Genomic DNA, 21,025 nt, shown 5'->3' on the forward strand with positions numbered 1-21,025 from the left:
TTTTCAGTCAAAAAACCGACCAGACACTCAGTCGCTACGATAGGCTTCGCGAAGGAACGTGACCGCTGCACCGAACATCGCGAGGTTCCCGAAGAAGGCCAGACGCTCGCCGCCCCGGTCGTCCGGGTCAGCGTTCCAGAAGTCGTGCATCGTCGGCGTGACGACGGCCAGAAACGTGGCGACCGCACCGGTCGAAATCCGGGGGAGCCGCCAGAACGCCGTCCCAAGCCCACCGACCAGCATCATTCCCGAGGCCAGCGGAGCCAGCAGGTCCGGCGCGGGGACACCCGCAGACTCAGCGTACTCGATAGCGTCCTCCATGTCGCGGAAGTCCTCAGCAGCCTGAAGGGCCACGCCGAGGCCGAACAACAGTCGTCCAAGCGCGAGCCAGCTACGTGATGAGTCGTCACCCATATGCTACGGCATGGCACGGAAGCTACTAAAACGTCACTCCAGATCGGCAAGCCGCTCTACTTCTTCGTCGTCTTTCCACTCCCCCAGTTCCTTCGGGTCGACGTGGATGAACGCGTCGTCGACCTCCGGAAGTTCCTCGATGGACTTGATGACTGCCGTCTCGATGTCGTGGGCCTCGAACAGCGTCAGGTCGCCCTCCACCTCGATGTGGAGGCTCACGTCGATTTCGGGACCGACGTAGTGGGCGATGACGTCATGTGCGCCGCTGACCTTCGGGTGGTCAAGCGCACGGCGGAGAATCTCGCGCCGGAGGTCTTCCGGTGGTGCGCCGCCGACGAGATACGTGACGTTTTCTTGGACGACCTCAATGCCGGTGTAGATGATGCCGACAGCGACGACGAGTGCGGCCAGTGGGTCAGCGATTGGGTAGCCAGCCATCGCGCCGGCGACGCCGACCAGCGCCGCTCCGGCGGTGAGGATGTCGTTGCGGTTGTCCTTCGCTGTCGCAATGAGTGCCGGGGAGTTCCGGTCCGTGCCCGCACGGAGACAGTAGTGGTAGAGGGCGTACTTCGCGACGGCCGAGAACACGAGTACGAGCACAGCGGCTGGCCCCTGTGTCACCGATATCTCCCCGGTCAACAGGGCGTTTCCGGCGTTCCAGAGGACGAACCCGCCAGCGGCGAAGATACCTGCGGCGACGAACAGCGAGACGAACGGCTCGATGCGTTCGTGGCCGTGGGGATGCTCGAAGTCAGGCGGGCGCGTCGTCAGGTACAGCCCAGCGACGATGACCAGCGAGTAGGCGGTGTCGGCGGCGCTGTTGATCGCCTCGGACTGGACAGCGAGGCTCCCGGTGGTGAGCCAGACGCTGGCTTTCAGCAGCACGAGGAGAAGGTTGACGCCGAGAACGAGCAGGCCGACTCGCCTGAGCGTCGCGCGGCGTGACATTGCTCCTCCGTTATCGGGCCGCCATCAAAGCCGCTTCGACACTGACACGGTTCGCTCCGGGCGTTGCTTACGGCTGTCTCAGTTGATTCGGACAGCCCCGTCCCCAGGATCAGCTGTTCCGTCCTGTGACGCGAACGCAGCGTAGAGCCGGTCGTACGTCTCTTCGACGGCCTCAACGATGACCTTCGTATCACTGATGACCGGCATGAAGTTAGTGTCGCCGTTCCACCGCGGCACGACGTGGGTGTGGAGGTGGTCGTCAATGGACCCGCCGGCCGCGGAACCACCGAGGTTCAGCCCGGCGTTGAACGCATCCGGGGACAGCGCAGTTTCGAGGGCGTCGAACGTCCGCTGTTTCAGGCGGGCGTGATCGAGCAGGACCTCGTCGTCAAGGTCGCCGTACTCGCCGGTGTGGGTGTGCGGAATGACCATCACGTGACCGGGGTTGTACGGGTAGTTGTTCAGGAGGACAAAGGCGTGGTCGCTTCGCGCCACGAGATTGTTCGCCCGGTCGTCGTCCTGTGCCTGAAACGCACAGAACACGCAGTCGACATCTGGGTTCGTCTCCTCGCGCTCGACCCACTCGATGCGCCACGGCGCAAACACCTTGTCCATGCCGCCAGTTATCGACCCACCAGCAAAAACGACGTGGCTGATGCCAAGAAAGAGGCATATAAAAGCATTGGCCGTTCACGCAATCTAACCGGGTTCTGTGGCCTCAGCGGTCTTTTTAAACATTCTCGGCGAATATACGGTTGTAATCGACTGAAATCGGTCGCTGTCTTGCGATAAACAGTGCTGAACGGACCAGAACTGAATGTGGTTTTTATACTCTCTACCGGATTTGTATCAGACGGGATGGCAGCGATAAACGACGGCGTTGACATGGCCGAACACTGTTCGACGTGTGACCGTGAGACACCGCACGCCGTGCGTGTCCAGATACAGACAGAGTCCGATAAACGCGAAAACGCGGCGTTTTCCCGAGAGCCGTATCGGGTTAGCGAGTGTCAAATCTGTGGGACAACCACGTCGACGCGGATGAACAACGCCTAACCATCCCACGCACCCCACCCCCCACCCACCCTTTCCGTACGCCACGCGGTCTCTGACTGCGTGGCCACACACCCCCCACCCACCCGTTTCAATACGCCACGCGGTCTCTGACTGCGTGGCCACACACCCCACCCTTTCACACGACTCTCGGAGCGATAGCGTTGCTACTCGAAAACAGTAGTCCGATATCACCCGACAAGTTCGGAGTCGGTGTCGCGCTACCGCGAGCGCGTCGTCACTTCACAGCCGTCCTCGGTGATGATGACGGTGTGTTCCTTTTGGCTGACGTAGGCCCCGTCCTGTTCCTTAAGAACTGGATAACCGTGGACGATGTCCTGCTGTTTCAGGCGGCGAAGCGCCATCTCCGCTCGTGGCGAGTCGAGCCAGCGGGCGGCAAACGGCAGCGTTCGGTACTCCTCGGTGATCTGTTCGAGGACCTGTCTGGCCTGCCGGTTCCGGACTGACCCCTCCCGTTCGAGGGCGAAAATCTCCTCGTCGGCCCCTTCCTGAACCTTGCCGCGACCGTCAGTGGCGAACGGCTCGATAGCGACCACGTCGCCCACGTCGAGTGTTGCGCCCTGTGCCACCTCGCGGTTCGGGATGTTCGGCGACGTGTGCTGCTCCCAGTGGCCCAGTCCGTGGCCGGTGAGGTTCACGACGGGATTGTAGCCGTACCCCTCGATGACCTCCTCGACAGCTGCGCCGATCTGGCCCACATCGACACCCGGGCCGGCAACATCCAGCGCGGCGTCTAAGGCCTCTGCAGGGGCTTCGGCGAGTTCGTCCTGTCCGGAGAGGTCGACCGTCACGGCGGTGTCGGCGAGCCATCCGTCGACGTGGACGCCGATGTCGAGGTTCACCATCTCCTCGCCGAAGGTGGCGTCGTCGTCGCGCTCGGGCGTGGCGTGGGCCGCCTCCTCGTCGATGGAGATGTTCACCGGGAACGCCGGCTTGCCGCCCAGCTCCCGGATCTTGTCCTCGGCCCACTGAGCGATTTCGAGATGGGAGACGCCCACCTCGACGCGCTCGGCCGCCTCGTCGCGCACCTGCGCTAGAATTTCCCCCGCTTCGCGGCATTTCTCGTACTGCTCGGCATCGAAGTCCACGTCGGTCATGCACGCCGGTTAGTCGGTGGCGGGCAAAGGGGTTTCCCTCTGGCTATCTCCTCGCAGTCTGCATCGCGGCGGTGTTCCGTTCGGCCCCAGTGTGGCCAGCACGGTCGAGAACGATTACGCCGGCACGCCCGCCGGTCGCGTCCTCGAACTCGGCAATTGCTTCTTCGGCGGCCTGCCGCGGGCCGTACGTGTCTAAGAGTTCGACGGCGCGGCGAGCCAGGCCGAACCGGGCGATGGCCTCCCCTTCGCCGGTCGCGCTCGCGCCACCGCGGTCATCCGCGTAGAAGCCAGCGCCGACCTGTGGCACATCGCCGACTCGACCGGCCAGCGCGTACCAGCGTCCGGCGGTCGATGTCGCCGCCGCAAGCTGGTCCCCGTCAGTCGCGACCGCGCCCACAGTGTCGGTGCCGCTGAAATGCGCATGGACCCAGTCGAGGTGGTCTGCGGGTCCGCCATCGGGTGGGCCAGCGGCCTCGTATCGCTGTCGGGTCTCCGCCGTCGTAAGGTCTCGACCGGTTTCGACGCCGGAACCCGCCGCGAACTCGATAGCCTCGTCGCCGGCAAGGAGGACGTGTGGCGTCTCAGTTGCCACAGAATAGGCCACATCCGCAGCGTGTACAATGCCAGACATTGCACACACCGCCCCGATCTGACCGTCATGGGTCATCAATCCGGCGTCAGTCCGGACCTCGCCGTCACTCTGGACAGCACCACCGATACCGGCATTGAACGCCGGGTCGGATTCAAGCGGCCGAAGCGCGGCCAGCACCGCGTTCATCGGGTGTTCCGACTCTATCGCCTGTTCAGCGGCCTCAGTAAGCGTTTCCTGCCGGTCAGCCGGTGACTCCGGTGGACTGCCCGCGCCGCCGTGGACGATGACGTGCATAAAATCCAGTTGACACACGAACGGCATATCACCTCCGGCAATGACGATAGTGACGTGCCGATATGCAGCCGTAGCCCTTTCTTTACGCACCGTGTTACCACGTCTGAGGCAAAGCGGCACGCCTTTAGGGGCGACTATCAATTGGCGGAATATGGGCTACGATTACGACAAAGTGGAGGTTCCCGACGAGGGACAGCAGATTCAGGTCACGGAGGACGACGAACTCGACGTTCCGGAGAACCCGATCATCCCCATCATCCACGGGGACGGTATCGGAACGGACGTCGGTCCGGCCGCACAGAAGGTGCTCGAAGCCGCCGCGAACGCTACTGGTCGCGACATCTCCTGGATGCGCGTCTACGCCGGTCAGTCCGCACGGGACAAGTACGACGAGAACCTCCCCGACGACACCGTCGAGGCCATCAAGGAGTTCAACGTCGCTATCAAGGGCCCGCTGACGACGCCGGTCGGCGCTGGCTTCCGCTCGCTGAACGTCGCACTCCGGAAGACGCTCGACCTCTACGCGAACGTCCGCCCGACCTACCACATCGAGGGCGTCCCGTCACCGGTCAAGGACCCCGAGGAGATGGACATGGTCACCTTCCGGGAGAACACCGAGGACGTCTACGCCGGTATCGAGTGGGAGGCCGGCACTGACGAAGTCGAGGAGGTCAAGGAGTTCGTCGAGGACGAGATGGACTTCGACGAGACCATCCACGACGGCCCGGTCGGCATCGGTGTCAAGCCGATCACCGAGTTCGGGACCAAGCGCCTCGTCCGCGAGGCCATCGACTACGCCCTCGAAGAGGACCGCGACAGCGTCACGCTGGTCCACAAGGGCAACATCATGAAGTTCACCGAGGGTGCCTTCCGTGACTGGGGCTACGAGGTCGCCGAAGAGGAGTACGGCGAGCACGTCATCACCGAGGACGAGCTCTGGGACGAGTACGACGGCGAAGCGCCCGAGGACGCGCTCGTTGTCAACGACCGTATCGCCGATAACATGCTCCAGCAGCTCCTGACCCGCACCGACGAGTACGACGTCATCGCGACGATGAACCTCAACGGGGACTACATGTCCGACGCCGCCGGCGCACAGATCGGCGGGCTCGGCATCGCTCCCGGTGCGAACTTCGGCTCGGCCCGCTGTCTCGCAGAGCCGGTCCACGGCTCCGCCCCGAAATACGCCGGCGAAGACAAGGTCAACCCGACCGCGATGATCCTCTCCGGCCGCCTCATGCTCGAATACATGGGCTGGAAGGACGCCGGCGAGCTCGTTCGTGACGCCGTCGAGGAGACTATCTCCTCGGGCAACGTCACCTACGACCTCGAACGCCAGATCGAGGGCGGCACGAAGCTCGCCACAAGCGAGTTCGCCGAGAAGGTCGTCGAGAACATAGAGAAGCTCGCATAAGCGAGCCGCGCCGACGACATAGACGCTCAATTTTTATCGTCTCTCACAGCCCGGAGTGGCAAGACGAGCAGCTACTATCGGAAGAACAGAGCTATCGCTCGGGAATCGTTTTTCCATGGAGCACAGTCGATCCGAGAAGCGTTACTCGGTCAGCGGCATAACCACGCCGAACACGAGCGGCGAGAGGAGCCCGACGAGAATACCGAGCATTTCTATGTCGACCAGCAGCGTGTCGCCCCAGGCAGGGAGCGTTCCGAGAACGGTGCCCCCAGCGACCTCCCCTGCGATACCGAGGAGGAACAACCCTGCCCCGAGCATGAACCCGCGCTTTGCGAGTGTCGCGTAGTCCGCGTTCCAGTTTTGACTCATACAGGTCAGTTCTCGTGGGCCTACTAAGCTCTCTCGGATCGAAAGAGCTACAAGCGCATTCGTAGTGATATCTGTGCATACATGGTTTCAGAATCGATTCCGGAGCTATTCGAACTCCTGCTCTCAACGCTGCTCGCGACCGGGCTAACTGTGGGGGGAGCACTCACCGAACAGGCCGCTCTCGCTGACCTGTCCGGTGGCATCTCCGCGTTCGCTACCTGGGAGGTGTATATGGGGCTGGTCCTCCTGTACGCCGGCTATATGCTCGCCTCACGACGGGTCCTGCCCGCGCTCGATAGCGCCTGATTGTTCTCTGCAGGCGGACTGTAGTCCTGAAGCGACCGCTGGGTCGTATTTGCGACCCACTCAGGCTGTTTCACTGTCGTCGACCCAACGTGTCGTAGCCGCATCTCTTGTGTGACACGAACCTGCCGGTCGCTTCGTTCAGCGTCGAAGGCCAGCCGAAACGCCGAAACAGTGCCGTCGTGATTGACGCGGAGACGGACGGACACGTTGCGGGGGTCGCTCACGAACAGCGGTGTGTTGAGTCTGTCAGGGTTCCGAAAGCGGGTGCCGACGAGGACGACGCCACTGTCACGCCGGTCCGCAACGGAGAGATCGACGGCTTCTCCGACGCCACGTATCGTCCGGCGCTCCGAGAGGTCCGAGACCGGGCCGTCGTCGCGGACTGGCCACGTGACCCGGTTGCGCCTGTTCGCTCGCTCATCGTATCGGGCCGCGACGATGGAACCGTTGGTCCAGTAGTCGATGCGAGTGGTGAACGCGTTCAGTTCGGTGCCGTTCTGGCGGAACTGCCCGGCGTACGTCGTCTTGTTCGCCGCGACGTAGCGCATGTGGTTTGACCGCCGGAGTACTGTCCCGTTGCCGTCGGTAACCCGCTGTCGGGTGACCAGCGTGTAGTTCGTCGTCGCGAGCGTCCGCGTGTGGGCGCTGGCCAGCGTTGACGGAACCACTGCGTCGTCACTCACGCCCGGCGGATAGCCGACCCCGTCGGTCGGCACCGGTGCCGGCGTGACCGTCTCGGGGTTCTCCGGCTGGACGAACCCAGAACAGCCGGCGAGTACGAATGCGAGCGTCACGACGGCAGCCACTGCCCGCGTCATTAGTTACCATACGATTGCAGGACTCAAACAGTTGTGGTTAGTCCTGCCAGTCCGGGTTCGTTCTGGGCGGACTGAACACGTCGATGCCACGGACCGGCTCCTCGCCGTCGTTGCGCGCTTCGTGTGGTTCCCCACTCGGGACCACGTAGGAGTCTCCGGGGCCGATGACGTACTCCTCGCCGTTGACGTAGAACGTAAAGGTCCCTTTCACAACGTAGCCGACCTGCTCGTGGCGGTGGCTGTGCTCCGGGACGGCCGCGCCGGGTTCGATATGGAACTGCTGGACACTCATCCGCTCTCCGACGGCCATCTGTGTCAGGTGGACGCCGTCGACTGCTTCGACTGTCTCACAGGCCGCCTGTGGTACTTCTTCCATGCGCGGTGCTGTCGCGCCCACTCAACCTAAGCCTTCGTCCCCCGGCACCGGACGTCGGTGGATTCAGTACCGTCCGGTCCTGACAGAGAGGCATGTACGCGGTCGTCGGGTGTAGTGATTGCAGCGCGCTGTGGGTCACCGAGGGGCGACCGGAGACGACCCAGTGCCCGCGGTGTGGCACGCGCCGCAAACACGAGAAGCGTCGGAAGTTCGTCGAAACGGACGACGAGGCCCACGCTCGCGAGGTTCGGGCGTCGATGCTGGCGAACCGGCAGGGAGAGGGCGACGCCTTCGCGGAGTTGGACTCCTACGCCGAGATGGAGCGACAGGTCGACGACGCAGGGGTAGATGACGAGACGTACCTCGAAGATTCGGGGGTCGACACCGATGCCGTGTCGGCGGCCGCCGACCGAGCCGAACAGGGTGCAACGGGCGGGTCGAGCCGAAAGGAAACTGTCCTGCATGCGTTGCGAACCCTCGACGAGCCGACCGAGGACGATATCGTAGGCTATGCCGAGGAGCGCGGCGTCCCGGCATCGTACACCAGGAAGGCACTGAAAAAGCTGGTTCGCGCAGGCGAGGCATCGGAGAGCCGGGGGCAGTACCGGCTGCTATGACCGCGACACTGGATTTCGAGCCCGGCCCGGTTGCAGTCGGGACGCTTGTCGGTCTCTCGGGACTGCTGTTCTTGCTCACGCCGGTCGTCGAACCCGTTGCCGTCGGCTCATTGCGGGTGAGCACTATCGCGCTCTCGGCGGTCGTCCTCACGCTCGGGTTCGCGCTGGGGACGGTCGTGTTCGCTCGCCGGGGCCGACGACTGTTCGCCATCGCCCACGGTGTCTTTGCCGTCGCATGGGCGTTGCTGGTGCTGGGTCCACTACTCGGGCAGGAAGCGCTCCTCCTCGCCGGCGTCGTCGTGCTCGTCGCGGGGGCCGGTTTTCTGGTGAGTCAGAGACGGCAGTGATACTGCACCGCCCGGAAGCCGACCCTACCGCCCGAGGTCGGCGTGTGCCGAGGAGAGGTGGCGCGAGGACAGCGCCGCAAGCAAAGAGAGTTCACCGGCTAGCGCGCCGGCGGCGATGACCTCGGCAAGCGCGTCGGCGTTACTCCCGGCGGGGTCGCCGCCGCCGCTGTACCCCAGCACGTCCAGCGCTTCGGACTGCGTTGGCAGGCCTGTCCCGCCGCCGACAGTGCCGACCTCCAGCGATGCGATGGTGACCGAGGCATACAGGCCGTCCTCGCGGGCGTCGACCGTCGTGATGGCGTTGCTCCCTTCGACCACCTGTGCGATGTCTTGCCCGAGCGCGAGGAAGGCGGCAGCGACGACGTTGGCGGCGTGGGCGTTGAACCCCAGCGCGCCGGCTTTGGCGGAGCCGACGAGGTTCTTTCGGGTGTTGGCCTCGACGATTGCGTCAGATGTCGTATCGAGTCGGTCCTCGACCTGCTCGTGGGGGATGAGCACGTCCGCGGCGACGGTCCGACCGCGGCCTTCGACGGCGTTGATCGCGGCGGGCTTCTTGTCCGAACAGAGATTGCCCGAGAGCGCCACGAGGTCGGCCGGCGTCTCGGACTCAACGACCTCGCAGGCCGCCTCTGTCGCGATGGTGGCCATGTTCATCCCCATCGCGTCTTTGGTGTCGTAAGAAAAGCGCAGGAAGACGCTGTCGCCGACGACGTAGGGTGTCACGTCCTGTAGTTCGCCGTGGCTCGTCGTCGACTCGGCGGCGTCGGCGAGGACATCGACGTGTTCGCGGACCCAGGCCGACACTTCGCCCGCTTCGGCCACGTCCTCGACGCGGAACACCGGCGCGCGGGTCATCCCAGACTTGAGGACGCGAGCGGTCGCACCGCCGGCATTGCGGATGGTCGAGACGCCGCGGTTGACCGAGGCCAGCAACGCGCCCTCGCTAGTCGCTAGCGGGAGGTGGTGGTCGCCCTCGGCAGCCCCGCCGTCGACGGGCAGCGGGCCGACGACGCCCATCGGGACCTGTGCCGCGCCGATCATATTCTCGATGTTGCTCTCGGCGTCGGCGGCGTCGAAGGTGTAGTCGCCGACTGCAGCAAGGTCCGTGTCGGTCTCCTCGGCCAGCAGGTGTCTGCGGGCCGCCGCCGCAGTGTCGGGGTCAGCGTGGTCTTCCAGTTCGTAGAGCCGCAACTCACCGTCACGAACGCGCTCTGCGAGCGCGACGACGTCGGAGTCGGTCATACTGACCGGTGTGGCTTCGGGACTCCTAACAGTTGCTCTTGGCGGGCCAAGGGTTTTCCAGTCGCCGCGCCCGGAGTCTGTATGGTCGACCGCGTATTCACGAACTGTGAAGTACGGCCGCTGTCCGGCGACGACCCGGCGTCGGCGGTTACAGTAACGGACGGAACCGTCACAGCCGTCGGGGACCCGGACGAACTCTCGACAGCGAGTGCCGAGACCGTCGACTGTCGCGGTGGCGTTCTGTTGCCCGGCTTCGTCGACGCCCACACGCATCTGGACATCGTCGGCCGGCGTGCGGTCGAAGCGGACCTCGCTGGGGCAGACGGCCCGAACGACTGCATCGACCGGCTGCTGGCGGCCGATGACGGCGAGGGCTGGATACTCGGCTTCGGCTACGATGAGAGCGACTGGGACGGGACCTTGTTGCGGGCGGCAACACTGGACCGAGTGAGCACCGAGCGGCCGGTCGCGGCCGCGCGGGAGGACATCCACACCGTATCGGTGAACCACGCCGCGCTGGATGTGCTGGACCTCCCCGACGACGGCGTTCAGACTGAGGACGGCGCACCAACCGGCGTGCTCGTCGAGGAAGCCGCCGAAGCCGTCTTCGACGCCGTCGCGCCCGGCTACGCACAGACCCGGGAGTACCTGCTGGCTGCACAGGAAGTGGCGCTCTCTGAGGGGGTCACCGCTGTCCACGACATGGTTCGGCAGTCGCACGCCCCACGAGTGTACCGCGACTTAGACACCGAGGACGCCCTCTCTCTCCGGGTCCGGCTCAACTACTGGGCGGACCACCTCGATGCGATCAGGGAACTCGGTTTAGTGACGAACCACGGGAGCGACCGGGTCCGGACGGGCGCTATCAAGACGTACATCGACGGGTCGCTCGGGGCCGGAACCGCCCGGCTCCGGGCCCCCTACGCCGACAGCGACAGCGTCGGCGAGTGGCGGACGGATCCGGACGCACTCCGGGAACTCGTATTGGCGGTCGACGATGCGGGTCTCCAGTTCGCCGCCCACGCCATCGGTGATGCGGCTATCGATGCGCTGCTATCAGCTATCGAATCCGTCGACGCCGCCGACGAGCGCCACCGTGTCGAACACGCCGAAGTCCTTACCGGCGATCTGGTAGAGCGACTGGCAGCGTCGCCACTGGTCGTTTCGGCCCAGCCGAACTTCCACCGCTGGGCGGCCCCCGGCGGCCTGTACGACGAACGCCTCGACGAGCGTCGCGAGCTGACGAACCGCTTTCGCGACCTCCTGGACGCCGACGCACGGCTGGCGTTCGGGAGCGACTGTATGCCGCTCTCTCCGCTATATGGCGTTCAGCAGGCTGTCACCGCGCCGGAGCCGAGCCAGCGCCTGACAGTCGATGAGGCGCTCCGGGCGTACACCAGCGGTGCTGCGTATGCGGGCTTCGACGAGGACCGGATGGGCACAGTCGCGCCGGGATCGGTCGCGGATTTCACCGTGCTATCGGGCTCGCCGTGGGAAGTGCCGGACGGGGAGATTTCGGACATACCAACCACGCTGACCGTCAGTGGCGGCGACGTCGTGTTCAACGCCAGCGACTGAGTCACACAGAGAGCGGTATCGAAGCGGGTCGTTTATTGGTATTCGATAACATACAACTTGATTCAGCAATGTGGGATATAGAAGCCGATATGTTGCCAAAATTGAGTGTAAAATTATATCCGCCACCAAACCCGGATACAAAAATATAGTGGCCACCGATACCCACTATAAAATCTTTTCCACCACCAACTAACTTCTTTGAAGATAAAATCTTTTCACGAAGTAGTTCCGAAGTGTGAGTACCCACAGGTGGATACATCGTGCCCGAAATGGAAACCGCCGCGTTCGAGACGGACCTCAGCCTCTTCAAGTACGACAACCTCGAACAGCTCCCGCCGGAGTACCGGGACCTCGAGGCAGACGAACGGACCGAGCGCATCGAGAGCGCGCTCGCCGAGCTTGGCGACGACGTGGTCATCCTCGGCCACAACTACCAGCGGGAGGAGATTGTCGAACACGCCGACTTCATCGGCGACTCCTACCAGCTCTCAAAGGAAGCCGCGCAGTCCGACGCCGACTATGTGATTTTCGGCGGTGTGACGTTCATGGCCGAATCCGCTGACATTATCACGGACGACGACCAGTCCGTGATTCTCCCGTCAATGGAGGCGTCCTGCCCGATGGCCGGCATGGCCGAAGCGCTGCAGGTCGACGCCGCGTGGGCGGAACTGACCGCAGCCCTCGACGCTGACGAGGAAATCATCCCCATCACGTACATGAACAGCTACGCCGACCTGAAGGCCTTCTGTGCCGAGCAGGGCGGCCTGGTCTGTACGTCCTCGAACGCCCACAAAGCGTTCGAGTACGCCTTCGAAAGAGGTGACAAGGTGCTGTTCCTGCCCGACAAGCACCTCGGGGAGAACACGGCCCACCGGCTCGGGATGGCCGACGAGACGGTCGAGTGGGACCCGTGGGATGTCGACGGGACCGACGCCGCCGACGCCGTCGAGAATGACATCATTCTCTGGGAGGGGTACTGCCAAGTTCACGAACGCTTCCGCGAGCACCACATCGAGTCCATCCGCGAGGACTACCCCGACGCGAACGTCATCGTTCACCCCGAGTGTCGCCGCGAAGTCGTTGAGGCCGCCGACGTGGCCGGCTCGACGTCGACGATCTGCGAGTCCATCGCCGAGGCCGACCCCGGCGACACGTGGGCCATCGGCACCGAGATACACCTCACCCACCACCTCCAGCGGTGGCATCCCGAGGTGAACGTCGTGCCGCTGTGCGGCGAGGCCTGCATGGACTGCAACGCCATGCGCCAGATCGACCCGAACTACCTCGCGTGGGTGCTAGAGGAACTGGTCGAGGGCCGCGAGCGCAACGTCATCGAAGTCGCGCCCGAGGAGAAGGAACTGGCACAGGTCGCGATGGACCGAATGCTGGAGATCTAACCATGACAGACGACCCGATTACGACGGACGTGCTGGTCGTCGGCTCCGGGATCGCCGGGCTGGCGGCGGCGCTCGCCGCGGCCCGCGAAGGCGACGACGTGACGCTCGCTACGAAGGCGACGCGCCCGGAAGGCTCCTCATCCTGGTGGGCGCAGGGCGGCATCGCCATCTCCCGGGACACGCCCGAGGAGTTCAAAGAAGACATCATGGCCGCCTCGGACGGCACCGCCGACCCCGGGGCCGTCGACGTGCTGGTCGAGAACGCCAACGAGGCCGTCGAGGACGTGCTGTTGGAGATGCTCGACATTGACTTTGATCAGAACGGCTCGGGCCACGACTTCACCCGCGAGGCCGCCCACAGCGAAGACCGCATCCTCCACGTGGACGCCTCGACAGGCAAGCACATCCACGTCCCGTTCCTGAACTACATCGACGACCACGACGGCGTGGAGATTCTGGACGACACCGCCGTGCTGGAACTCATCCGTCACGAGGGCCGGGTCCACGGCGCAATGCTCGAATCCGACGGCGAGGTCGACCCGTACTTCGCCGGCAGCGTCGTGCTGGCGACGGGCGGTATCGGCGACCTCTACCCGCGGACGACGAACCCTGACAACACGACCGGGGACGGCATCGGTATGGCCGCACTCGCCGGAGCCGAGGTCGAGGATATGGAGTACATCCAGTTCCACCCTACGGCCTGTACGCTCGATAGCGAGCCACCCCGTGGCTCGGACGGAGGCGGTGGAACCGCCGGAGCGGGTGATGTCGCGTTCCTCGTCAGCGAGGCCGTCCGCGGCGAGGGCGGCCTGCTCCGCAACGGCGACGGCGAGCGATTCATGCCCGACTACCACGCCGACGCCGAACTCGCGCCCCGTGACGTGGTGGCTCGCGCCGTCAAAGCCGAGCGGGAGGCGACGGGAGAAGTGACACTGGACGTGTCGCCGCTGAACTTCGCCGCGGAGTTTCCGGGCCTCGCGGACCGCTGTGCGGAACACGGCATCGACTGGGCTGACGGTATCCCGGTCGCGCCGGCTGAACACTTCCTCTGTGGCGGCATCAGCGTCGACGACCGCGGTCGGACGACGCTCGACCGGCTCTACGCCGTCGGCGAGTGCTCCCGCACCGGCGTCCACGGCGCGAACCGCCTCGCCAGCACGTCCCTGCTGGAGGGGCTGGTCTGGGGCCTGCGCGCCGGCGAAGACGTTGCCGGGGCCGAGCCGGAGCCCATCGAAGCGCCGGAGTTGCTGGAACGGGACCCGGACCTACCAGAGCGGTTCGCCCGCGACAAGTTCCAGCGGTTGACCCGGGTAATGGACGAGTACGTCGGCGTCGAGCGCGACCCGGCCGACCTCCAGCGAGCGATGGCTGTCCTGCGCCGGCTCAAGGGCGAGGTCGACGCCTACCTCCGCACGCGAACCAGCCGCTCGCTGTACGAACTCCGTCACGCGAGCGTCACTGCCTTGCTGGTCGCGCGCCACGCCGCCGAGAACGAGGAGAGCGTCGGCACGCACAACCTCGTAGACGTGAGCGAGGAACCACCGGAGTCCACGGCCGACTGATGCTCACCGATAGCGACATCGAGCGGTGGCTCCGCGAGGACGTGGGCCACCACGACGTGACCAACGACGTACCCGGAACGACGGAGGGTCGTCTGGTAGCGAAAGAGACCGGCGTGGTGGCGGGCCTCGACGCCGCCACCGCGGTGTTCGAGTATCTGGACTGTGCGGTAGAGACACCGATTGAATCCGGGACCGCTATCGACGCCGGCGACGTGGTGCTTCGGGTCGACGGTCCTGCGCAGTCGGTGCTCCGTGGCGAGCGCGTCGCCGTGAACGTCACCGGCCACGCCTCGGGAGTGGCGACGAAGACCCGGGCCGCCGTCGATGCGGCGGAATCCACCACGACAGATTCCACACCCCGCATCGCCGGCACGCGAAAGACGACTCCGGGCCTGCGCGGCATCGAGAAGCGAGCGGTGGCAGCCGGCGGCGGCGACACCCACCGGCTTGACCTCTCGCATATGGTGATGGTCAAGGACAACCACATCGCCGAAATGGGCCTCGTTGACGCTATTGAGCACTTCCGCGAGCGGGCCTCCTTCGCGACGAAGCTCGACGTAGAGGTCGAGGCCCCGGAAGACGCCCCACGGACCGCCGAGGCCGGCGCGGACATCGTCCTGCTGGACAACATGTCCCCCGGCGAGACCGAGCGGGCGGCCGACCTCGTGGCGGCGGCCGACGCAGATGCCCTCACTGAAGCCAGCGGCGGCATCACCGTTGCGGACGTGCCGGCGTACGCCGAAACGGGCGTGGACATCATCTCGATGGGGTCGCTGACCCACTCCGCGCCGACGCTGGATTTCTCGTTTCGGACTGGCTGAGCGGCCCTCCGCGCCGTCTTGCTGTCATTCCCGCCCGTCGAACTGCCGCGCCAGCATCACCTCATCGACCAGTTCCCCACGGATTTCGTAGTGGTCATCGCGGACGGCCTCGACCGACCAGCCGGCCTCCTGCAGGAAGTCAATGGCCCGCTCGTTCGTGGCCGGCAGGCTGTTGTACACCTTTCGGCAGCCGCGGCTGGCGGCCCACTCGACCCCGCGGTGAAGCAGGTGACTGCCGATGCCATGGCGGCGGTAGGTCTCCATCACCCCCAGCGTGAGTTCGGCCGTCGACGCGAGTTCGTCAACCTCGGACATGGCGACGTGGACCCAGCCGACGACATCATCGTCGACGGTGGCAACGAAGACGACGCGACAGCGGTTCGGGCACCAGCGGACGAGCGTGTCCTCGTAGGCCAGTTGCTCGGCCATGCCGGCCGCGACGACGTAGGGCTCCTCGCTGGAGACATCCCGTATCGTGCCGACGACGCCGGAGAGGTCCGACGGTCTGGAGGGCCGTATCTCGTAGCTGACGCCGGCCTCGTAATATTCGGCCGCCTCACCGTGGTGGAGTGCCACGGTGAGCTTCCCGTCTTCGGTGGTCTCGATGAGGTCGTCCCGCTTGAGGATGGAGACGTGGTGCTGGAACCGCTCGGGGTCGACGCTGATGGTTTCGGCCACCTCGGCGGGCGCGACGGGGCCGTACCGTTCAACGAACCGATACACGTCGGAGCGGTCACCGCCGAGTTCGAGGTCTGTGGGGGACGGCATTTCGCTACGAGCCATTGGTGACTGTATCCACTTGAAAACACCCGGCACAGATGCCGGGATATTCAGGGTCAGCGGGCCAGTAGCGACGCCACGACCGGCAGCGAGCGTGTTTGTACGTTCGGACCGATACGACTGCGTGGTTTCTGCTCGCGTGACGCTTTTGTGTGACTACGGCGCATCCCCAGTCATGCCAGACGCGGTCCGTCGCTGTCCCGATGACGGCTTCTTCGAGGGCGATACGTGCCCGGTCTGTGCCGGAAGGGGAACTCACGTTCTCGACGGCGCACGGCGGCGACAGCTCTCGAAGTTCGTCTCCGGTGCGCTCAGACACTTTCCCGAGGACGCGAACGTCGAGTTGGACGAGGCGGGATGGACGGCGTTCGCGTCCCTCCGCAACGCGGTCGAACGAAAGTACGACTGGGCAGACGGCGAGGCGCTGGCCGGCGTCATCGCCACGGACCCGAAGGGGCGGTTCGAGCGGACAGGAGTCGGCGATGATTCAGGGTCAGTAGCCGGCGGCCGCGTCCGGGCGGCATACGGGCACTCCGTCGACGTGGCCCTCAACGGGACCGACGACCCGGTCCCGGCGACGCTGTATCACGGAACCGCGCCGCGGAACGTCGAACCGATACGCGAGGACGGACTGAAACCGATGGGCCGCCAGACGGTCCACCTCTCGGACTCCGTCGCGACGGCCCGCGAGGTGGGGTGTCGCCACGCCGACGACCCCGTCGTGTTCGTCGTCGACGCCGGGGCGATGCAGGCCGACGACCGCCGGATCGTCAAGCGCGGGGCCGAGACGTACACGACTGCCCGCGTGCCGCCGCAGTATCTCTCAGTGCTCGAAAAATAGCGCGATCAGGTTTGACTCGCGGAGGCTGTGCGTGGTCTCGTCGCCCGCTACTCGACGAGCGGCGTACCGGTCATCGCGTCCGGCTTGGCGATACCCATGAGCGTGAGCATCGTCGGCGCGAGGTCGGCCAACGTCCCGCCGTCGCGGGCGGTCCGGCCGGCGGCAGTCTCGTCCGGGGAGAGGTAGATGAACGGGACTGGATTGGTCGTGTGGGCCGTGTGCGGGTCGTCTTCGGTTCCCATGTCGTCGGCGTTCCCGTGGTCGGCACAGATGAGGACGTGGCCGCCCGCGGTCTGAATCGCCTCGACTAACCGTCCGAGTTGCTCGTCGACCGCTTCGACGGCGGTCACCGCTGCGTCAAAGTCGCCGGTGTGACCAACCATATCGGGGTTGGCGAAGTTCAGGACCAGCGCGTCGGGGTCCTCGGTCTCGATGAACTCGATAGCGGTGTCGGCCAGTTCCGGCGCGCTCATCTCCGGTTGCAGGTCGTAGGTCGCCACGTCGGGGCTGTCGACGATCTCGCGGCTCTCACCGTCGAACGCGACCTCGCGGCCGCCGTTGAGGAAGTAGGTGACGTGGGGGTATTTCTCCGTCTCGGCCAGCCGAATCTGTGTCTTCCCAGCTTCGGAGAGCACCTCGCCGAGCACGTCCTTGGGCTGGTTCGGCGGGAACGCGACCGGCAGGTCGAACGTCTCGTCGTACTGCGTCATCGTCACCAGCCGGATGTCCGGCGGTTCGGTGTCTGCCCCCCAGTCGTCCGGACGGATGTCGCCGAGCATCCGGGAGAGCTGCCGGGCGCGGTCAGACCGGAAATTGAAGAAGACCACCGCGTCACCGTCTTCGAGGCCGGCGTGGTCGCCGACGGTCGTCGGCTCGATGAACTCGTCCGTGGTGTCGCGGGCGTATGACTCGGTGGCCGCCGTGACCGCGTCGTCGGCGTGGTGGTCACCCTCGCGGTGGACGATAGCGTCGTAGGCCCGGCGGGTGCGCTCCCAGTTCTGGTCGCGGTCCATCGCGTAGTAGCGCCCGCAGACGGTGGCGACGTGGCCGGTTCCGTGTTCCTCCGCGTGGGCTTGGAGGTCCGCAAGGTAGTCCTCGCCGCCGGTGGGCGAGGTGTCGCGGCCGTCAGTGAAGGCATGCGAGACGGCGTCGGTCCCGCGCTTGCCGGCGAGTTCGATGAGCGCGTGGAGGTGGTCCTGATAGGAGTGGACGCCGCCGTCCGAAACCAGCCCCATGAAGTGGACCCGGCCGCCGCGTTCCTCGGCGTACTCGAAGGCCGACAGAATCGTCTCGTTCTCGAAGAAGGGCGGGTCCTGTGCGGCATCGTCCGGCGGCGACTGGCCCCGCGAGCGAGCGATGCTGTCGCTGACGCGGGCGGAGTCCTGCTTGACGACGCGGCCGGCCCCGATGTTGAGGTGGCCGACCTCGGAGTTGCCCATCTGGCCCTCCGGGAGGCCGACCCGGCGGCCGTGGGTGGCAAGTGTTGATGCTGCGCCTGCGTCTCGGTAGCGGTCGAAGTTAGGCGTGTCGGCGGCGGCGACGGCATCACGGACACCGTCGTCCGGGTTCAGGCCCCAGCCGTCCAAGATGATGAGTCCGACGTTCATATCCGGTGGGTCACGCGACCGGCGTAATACACTGTCGGTCAATCCCGAACGTGACGGTCGATAATGCGGAATCCGGCGGTTCTGGTGCCGGTACTCCAGGTCGCTAGCCCGCTATCGCTGCCGATAGTGAGAACCCCGAAATTAAGAGGGTGGCCCGCCTTCGGTCGGGCATGACTCGGAACATTCTCTCGGACGATCTGGCCGACGCAATCGTCACGACAGCCCGGACGGCAACGGGCGACTCACTCCGGTCAGTGACGTATTTCACACGTGCGAACTTCGAGCAGCTCTACCTGCGGGAGGACCTCGAACAGGACGCCGACCTCAACGACTTCGTGGGCCACGAGTGGCAGGGGTACAAACAAACCAAGAACGCCTATCAGGAGTCCGAGCTAGGCGACTACCGCTTCACGGTGCGCGCCTTCTCGAACGGCTACCTCCTGCGGGCGACGACCGAACGCCAGGGCGTGCTCATCACCACGGACGGCCTGACGATGCAATCCTACGAGGAGATCGCCGAGGCCATCGAACGTCTCCTCCGCGAGGAATCGGGCAAGGAGTAACCGTCGAATCGGCAGGTGACCAAAGGGTTATGCCCGTTCCGGCGAACCCACGGGCATGACGCTTGACCCGGTCCACGTCGACGGGATCGCCAAGCTCGCCGGGCAGGTACGCGAGACCGTCGAGACGAGCGACCAGGAGGCGGCCGCCGAGGAGGTGTGGGACAGTTTCCTCGACCCGCTGTGGCAGGACGGAACGAAGATTCTGGAGCCACTGAACGAGCAGCGCCGCCGGAAGGTCCCAATCGAGGACGTGGCGCTGGCGGACCCACCGTTTCCGACACAGCACGGCCTGGACTCGGGGACGATCAATCCGACGACGTTCAAGAACGGGCTGGTGCTGGACGTGGCGCAGGCGGCGATGGGCAGCGTGCCCTCGGACATCGAACTGCACCGCGGCCGGACGATCATCATGGCCGTCCACTCGAACGACGCGACGCTGGGATTCGACGGCGAGTGGCAAGGCGGGGACCGCGGCTACGCCAAGCGGCGCGTCCTCGACGTGCCACAGGTCGACCGCTACGAGCAACGGGTCGTCCACGCGCTGGCGCTGTACCTCGCGGAGAGTCAGCACGCGCTGACCAACGCCGACATGGTCGAAGACCTGTTCATCCTCGACGGCCCCATCTACCCGACCGGCGTGCTCCGCTGGGCCGACCGCGACACCGAACTGGCTGACCTGCTCGCGGAGGACGACCGCCCCAAGACGGTCGTGAACAACTACGTCGACCTCGTCGAGCGGTTCGTCGAGCGGGACGTCCCGATGGTGGGGTTCATCAAGAACTCCTCGACGAAGGCGCTCACGCGGGCACTCCGGCGCAAGACCAACGCCCCGTGGGTGAACGACACTGCCTTCTTCCGCCGAATCCTGGAGCGCCGCGACGACGACGGCGAGCGGCAGACCGACTGTCTCACCGCGACGAACTGGTTCCGCTCGCGGGGCGGCACTGACGGCATCATGGCCGCCGACGGTGACGCGCTGGGCATCGAACGGTCTCTCGACCCCGAAGCGTACGAAGTGACGTTTTTCGTCCTCTACGACCCGCGTTCGGACCTGGTGTTCCGCGTCGAGGCCCCGTACGCGTTCACCCAAGACCCAGACTGTCGGGCCAAACTCACGCGACAGATACTCCACGACGTGGCCCGGGAACAGGGGCCGCCACTGGCTATCGGGAAGGCCGACGAACTCGCCAAAATCGACCGGCAGGGCAGCGAGGAACTCACTCGTCGCATCGAGCGGACGTTCGAGACCGACCGCGAACGGGAGTTCAACGATATTCGGTGGGGAGCCGTGGAAGAATCGTTCTGAAGGGGCTAGTCACGACGGGCCAGAACGATAGCGTAGAGGAGGACGAGGAGACCGACGAGTTCCGTGATAGTGCTCGGAAGGGGAAACACCACTCGCGGGAGGACCTGCACGGCACTAAGGGTAACGAGGTACGAGACGAAGGTGAGGAGGCTGATGCCGATAGCCAGTGCGAGCATGGAGCGGGTCCGCCGTCGACGGTAGCCAACGAGCGCCAATGCAGCAATGACCAGTCCGACCCCCGTCTGTGCGAGGTGGAAGGCAGTGTTCACGGTAACCCACGTTTCGTCGGAGAAGCCGGCAAACTCCATCAGAGCCCCTCCCAGAGGTCTACCAGCGCATCGGCGAACTCGTGTGTCTTTGACTCGACAGAGAGGCTCACGTCGAAGGCCCCCTCGGTGAGACACACAGTGAGTTCGTCCATCCGTGCCTCGTACACGTCTACGTGGTGCCCATCGTCCGCAATTTGCGTTCGGGCGGCGACGAGGCCGCAGTCCTCAAGAGCGTCGAGACGGCGATACACGGTCGAGAGTGACATGTCGCAGTCGTTGCTGAGTTCAGTTGCTGTCATGGGTCTGTGACTCGTGGCTGCAAGGAGCGCGCGAGCGTATTCGTCATCAAGGAGGGCAAACACCTCAGTCGGGGACGGTTCCTCGGCCACACGC

Annotated in this window: 25 protein-coding genes; 12 read left to right on the plus strand and 13 right to left on the minus strand. The window is 65.2% G+C overall.

Translation table 11 applies throughout. From position 1 onward, the window contains the following. Positions 1-27 precede the first annotated feature (27 nt). The 3 genes from C444_RS14555 to C444_RS14565 all read right to left on the minus strand — a co-directional run bounded on the left by C444_RS14555 (position 28) and on the right by C444_RS14565 (position 1,977). Positions 28-414, minus strand: coding sequence for a DoxX family protein (locus C444_RS14555; protein ID WP_004593741.1), 387 nt, complete (start codon positions 412-414; stop codon positions 28-30). 33 nt (positions 415-447) lie between these two features. After that, positions 448-1,362 carry a cation diffusion facilitator family transporter gene (locus tag C444_RS14560; protein ID WP_004593742.1) on the minus strand — a complete coding sequence of 305 codons (915 nt, stop codon included), beginning with the start codon at positions 1,360-1,362 and terminating at the stop codon, positions 448-450. Positions 1,363-1,440: 78 nt separating this feature from the next. Then, positions 1,441-1,977: an HIT family protein gene (locus tag C444_RS14565; protein WP_004593743.1), complete on the minus strand. Its 537-nt coding sequence runs from the start codon at positions 1,975-1,977 to the stop codon at positions 1,441-1,443. A 243-nt stretch (positions 1,978-2,220) separates the two neighbouring features. Here C444_RS14565 and C444_RS22780 point away from each other — a divergent pair, with 243 nt between their 5' ends. Further along, positions 2,221-2,418, plus strand: coding sequence for a DUF7835 family putative zinc beta-ribbon protein (locus tag C444_RS22780; RefSeq protein ID WP_004518623.1), 198 nt, complete (start codon positions 2,221-2,223; stop codon positions 2,416-2,418). Positions 2,419-2,636: 218 nt separating this feature from the next. On the opposite strand, the gene map is transcribed toward C444_RS22780, so the two are convergent. Continuing rightward, on the minus strand, positions 2,637-3,533 hold the full coding sequence (gene map, locus C444_RS14575) for a type II methionyl aminopeptidase (RefSeq protein WP_004593744.1): 897 nt from the start codon (positions 3,531-3,533) through the stop codon (positions 2,637-2,639). Positions 3,534-3,576: 43 nt separating this feature from the next. Continuing rightward, entirely contained in the window at positions 3,577-4,419 is an 843-nt protein-coding gene (locus C444_RS14580; RefSeq protein ID WP_049909541.1) for an isoaspartyl peptidase/L-asparaginase, read from the minus strand. Between the two features lie 151 nt (positions 4,420-4,570). Here C444_RS14580 and icd point away from each other — a divergent pair, with 151 nt between their 5' ends. After that, positions 4,571-5,833 carry an isocitrate dehydrogenase (NADP(+)) gene (icd, locus tag C444_RS14585; protein WP_004593746.1) on the plus strand — a complete coding sequence of 421 codons (1,263 nt, stop codon included), beginning with the start codon at positions 4,571-4,573 and terminating at the stop codon, positions 5,831-5,833. Between the two features lie 141 nt (positions 5,834-5,974). Here the strand turns inward: icd and C444_RS14590 are convergent, their stop codons facing one another. Further along, on the minus strand, positions 5,975-6,202 hold the full coding sequence (locus tag C444_RS14590; protein ID WP_004593747.1) for a DUF7860 family protein: 228 nt from the start codon (positions 6,200-6,202) through the stop codon (positions 5,975-5,977). 81 nt (positions 6,203-6,283) lie between these two features. On the opposite strand from C444_RS14590, the gene C444_RS14595 reads away from it, so the two are divergent. Then, positions 6,284-6,508, plus strand: coding sequence for a hypothetical protein (locus tag C444_RS14595; protein WP_004593748.1), 225 nt, complete (start codon positions 6,284-6,286; stop codon positions 6,506-6,508). Here C444_RS14595 and C444_RS14600 read toward each other — a convergent pair. Both C444_RS14600 and C444_RS14605 read right to left on the minus strand, forming a co-directional pair. Next, positions 6,460-7,326, minus strand: a complete 867-nt coding sequence (locus C444_RS14600) for a hypothetical protein (RefSeq protein WP_004593749.1) — start codon at positions 7,324-7,326, stop codon at positions 6,460-6,462. The genes C444_RS14595 and C444_RS14600 overlap by 49 nt on opposite strands. Before the next feature lie 37 nt (positions 7,327-7,363). Further along, a complete protein-coding gene (locus tag C444_RS14605; RefSeq protein WP_004593750.1) occupies positions 7,364-7,702 on the minus strand; it encodes a cupin domain-containing protein in 339 nt (112 codons plus the stop codon). Positions 7,703-7,794: 92 nt separating this feature from the next. Here C444_RS14605 and C444_RS14610 point away from each other — a divergent pair, with 92 nt between their 5' ends. Both C444_RS14610 and C444_RS14615 read left to right on the plus strand, forming a co-directional pair. Next, positions 7,795-8,319, plus strand: coding sequence for a DUF5817 domain-containing protein (locus C444_RS14610; RefSeq protein WP_004593751.1), 525 nt, complete (start codon positions 7,795-7,797; stop codon positions 8,317-8,319). Next, complete coding sequence (locus C444_RS14615; protein ID WP_004593752.1) at positions 8,316-8,666, plus strand: hypothetical protein; 351 nt, start codon at positions 8,316-8,318, stop codon at positions 8,664-8,666. Before C444_RS14610 ends, C444_RS14615 begins: the two co-directional genes overlap by 4 nt. A 24-nt stretch (positions 8,667-8,690) precedes the next feature. Here the strand turns inward: C444_RS14615 and hmgA are convergent, their stop codons facing one another. After that, a complete protein-coding gene (gene hmgA / locus C444_RS14620) occupies positions 8,691-9,908 on the minus strand; it encodes a hydroxymethylglutaryl-CoA reductase (NADPH) (RefSeq protein ID WP_004593753.1) in 1,218 nt (405 codons plus the stop codon). Positions 9,909-9,989: 81 nt separating this feature from the next. Between hmgA and C444_RS14625 the strand changes: the two genes are divergently transcribed. From C444_RS14625 to nadC, 4 genes are all read left to right on the plus strand, one after another. Further along, on the plus strand, positions 9,990-11,486 hold the full coding sequence (locus C444_RS14625) for an amidohydrolase (protein WP_004593754.1): 1,497 nt from the start codon (positions 9,990-9,992) through the stop codon (positions 11,484-11,486). A 269-nt stretch (positions 11,487-11,755) separates the two neighbouring features. Next, positions 11,756-12,883 (plus strand): quinolinate synthase NadA, encoded by a 1,128-nt coding sequence (gene nadA, locus C444_RS14630; RefSeq protein ID WP_193363359.1) that lies wholly within the window; start codon positions 11,756-11,758, stop codon positions 12,881-12,883. Positions 12,884-12,885: 2 nt separating this feature from the next. Beyond that, entirely contained in the window at positions 12,886-14,445 is a 1,560-nt protein-coding gene (locus C444_RS14635) for an L-aspartate oxidase (protein WP_004593756.1), read from the plus strand. Next, entirely contained in the window at positions 14,445-15,266 is an 822-nt protein-coding gene (nadC, locus tag C444_RS14640) for a carboxylating nicotinate-nucleotide diphosphorylase (protein ID WP_004593757.1), read from the plus strand. The genes C444_RS14635 and nadC overlap by 1 nt, the downstream gene beginning before the upstream one ends. Positions 15,267-15,290: 24 nt before the next feature. On the opposite strand, the gene C444_RS14645 is transcribed toward nadC, so the two are convergent. Further along, positions 15,291-16,034 carry a bifunctional helix-turn-helix transcriptional regulator/GNAT family N-acetyltransferase gene (locus C444_RS14645; RefSeq protein ID WP_004593758.1) on the minus strand — a complete coding sequence of 248 codons (744 nt, stop codon included), beginning with the start codon at positions 16,032-16,034 and terminating at the stop codon, positions 15,291-15,293. Positions 16,035-16,221: 187 nt separating this feature from the next. Here C444_RS14645 and C444_RS14650 point away from each other — a divergent pair, with 187 nt between their 5' ends. Next, a complete protein-coding gene (locus C444_RS14650) occupies positions 16,222-16,887 on the plus strand; it encodes an RNA 2'-phosphotransferase (RefSeq protein WP_004593759.1) in 666 nt (221 codons plus the stop codon). 47 nt (positions 16,888-16,934) lie between these two features. Here the strand turns inward: C444_RS14650 and gpmI are convergent, their stop codons facing one another. Further along, positions 16,935-18,494, minus strand: a complete 1,560-nt coding sequence (gene gpmI / locus C444_RS14655; protein WP_004593760.1) for a 2,3-bisphosphoglycerate-independent phosphoglycerate mutase — start codon at positions 18,492-18,494, stop codon at positions 16,935-16,937. A 170-nt stretch (positions 18,495-18,664) separates the two neighbouring features. Here gpmI and C444_RS14660 point away from each other — a divergent pair, with 170 nt between their 5' ends. Beyond that, positions 18,665-19,057 (plus strand): DUF7522 family protein, encoded by a 393-nt coding sequence (locus C444_RS14660; protein WP_004593761.1) that lies wholly within the window; start codon positions 18,665-18,667, stop codon positions 19,055-19,057. A gap of 55 nt (positions 19,058-19,112) precedes the next feature. Further along, the gene (locus tag C444_RS14665) at positions 19,113-20,363 is read left to right on the plus strand and encodes a DNA double-strand break repair nuclease NurA (RefSeq protein ID WP_004593762.1); all 1,251 of its coding nucleotides are present in this window, start codon (positions 19,113-19,115) and stop codon (positions 20,361-20,363) included. Between the two features lie 5 nt (positions 20,364-20,368). On the opposite strand, the gene C444_RS14670 is transcribed toward C444_RS14665, so the two are convergent. Then, entirely contained in the window at positions 20,369-20,671 is a 303-nt protein-coding gene (locus tag C444_RS14670; RefSeq protein ID WP_004593763.1) for a DUF7521 family protein, read from the minus strand. Beyond that, the gene (locus tag C444_RS14675; RefSeq protein WP_004593764.1) at positions 20,671-21,021 is read right to left on the minus strand and encodes a winged helix-turn-helix domain-containing protein; all 351 of its coding nucleotides are present in this window, start codon (positions 21,019-21,021) and stop codon (positions 20,671-20,673) included. Before C444_RS14675 ends, C444_RS14670 begins: the two co-directional genes overlap by 1 nt. Positions 21,022-21,025 lie beyond the last annotated feature (4 nt).

The sequence above is a fragment of the Haloarcula japonica DSM 6131 genome (assembly GCF_000336635.1).
In the GTDB taxonomy this organism is placed as follows: domain Archaea; phylum Halobacteriota; class Halobacteria; order Halobacteriales; family Haloarculaceae; genus Haloarcula; species Haloarcula japonica.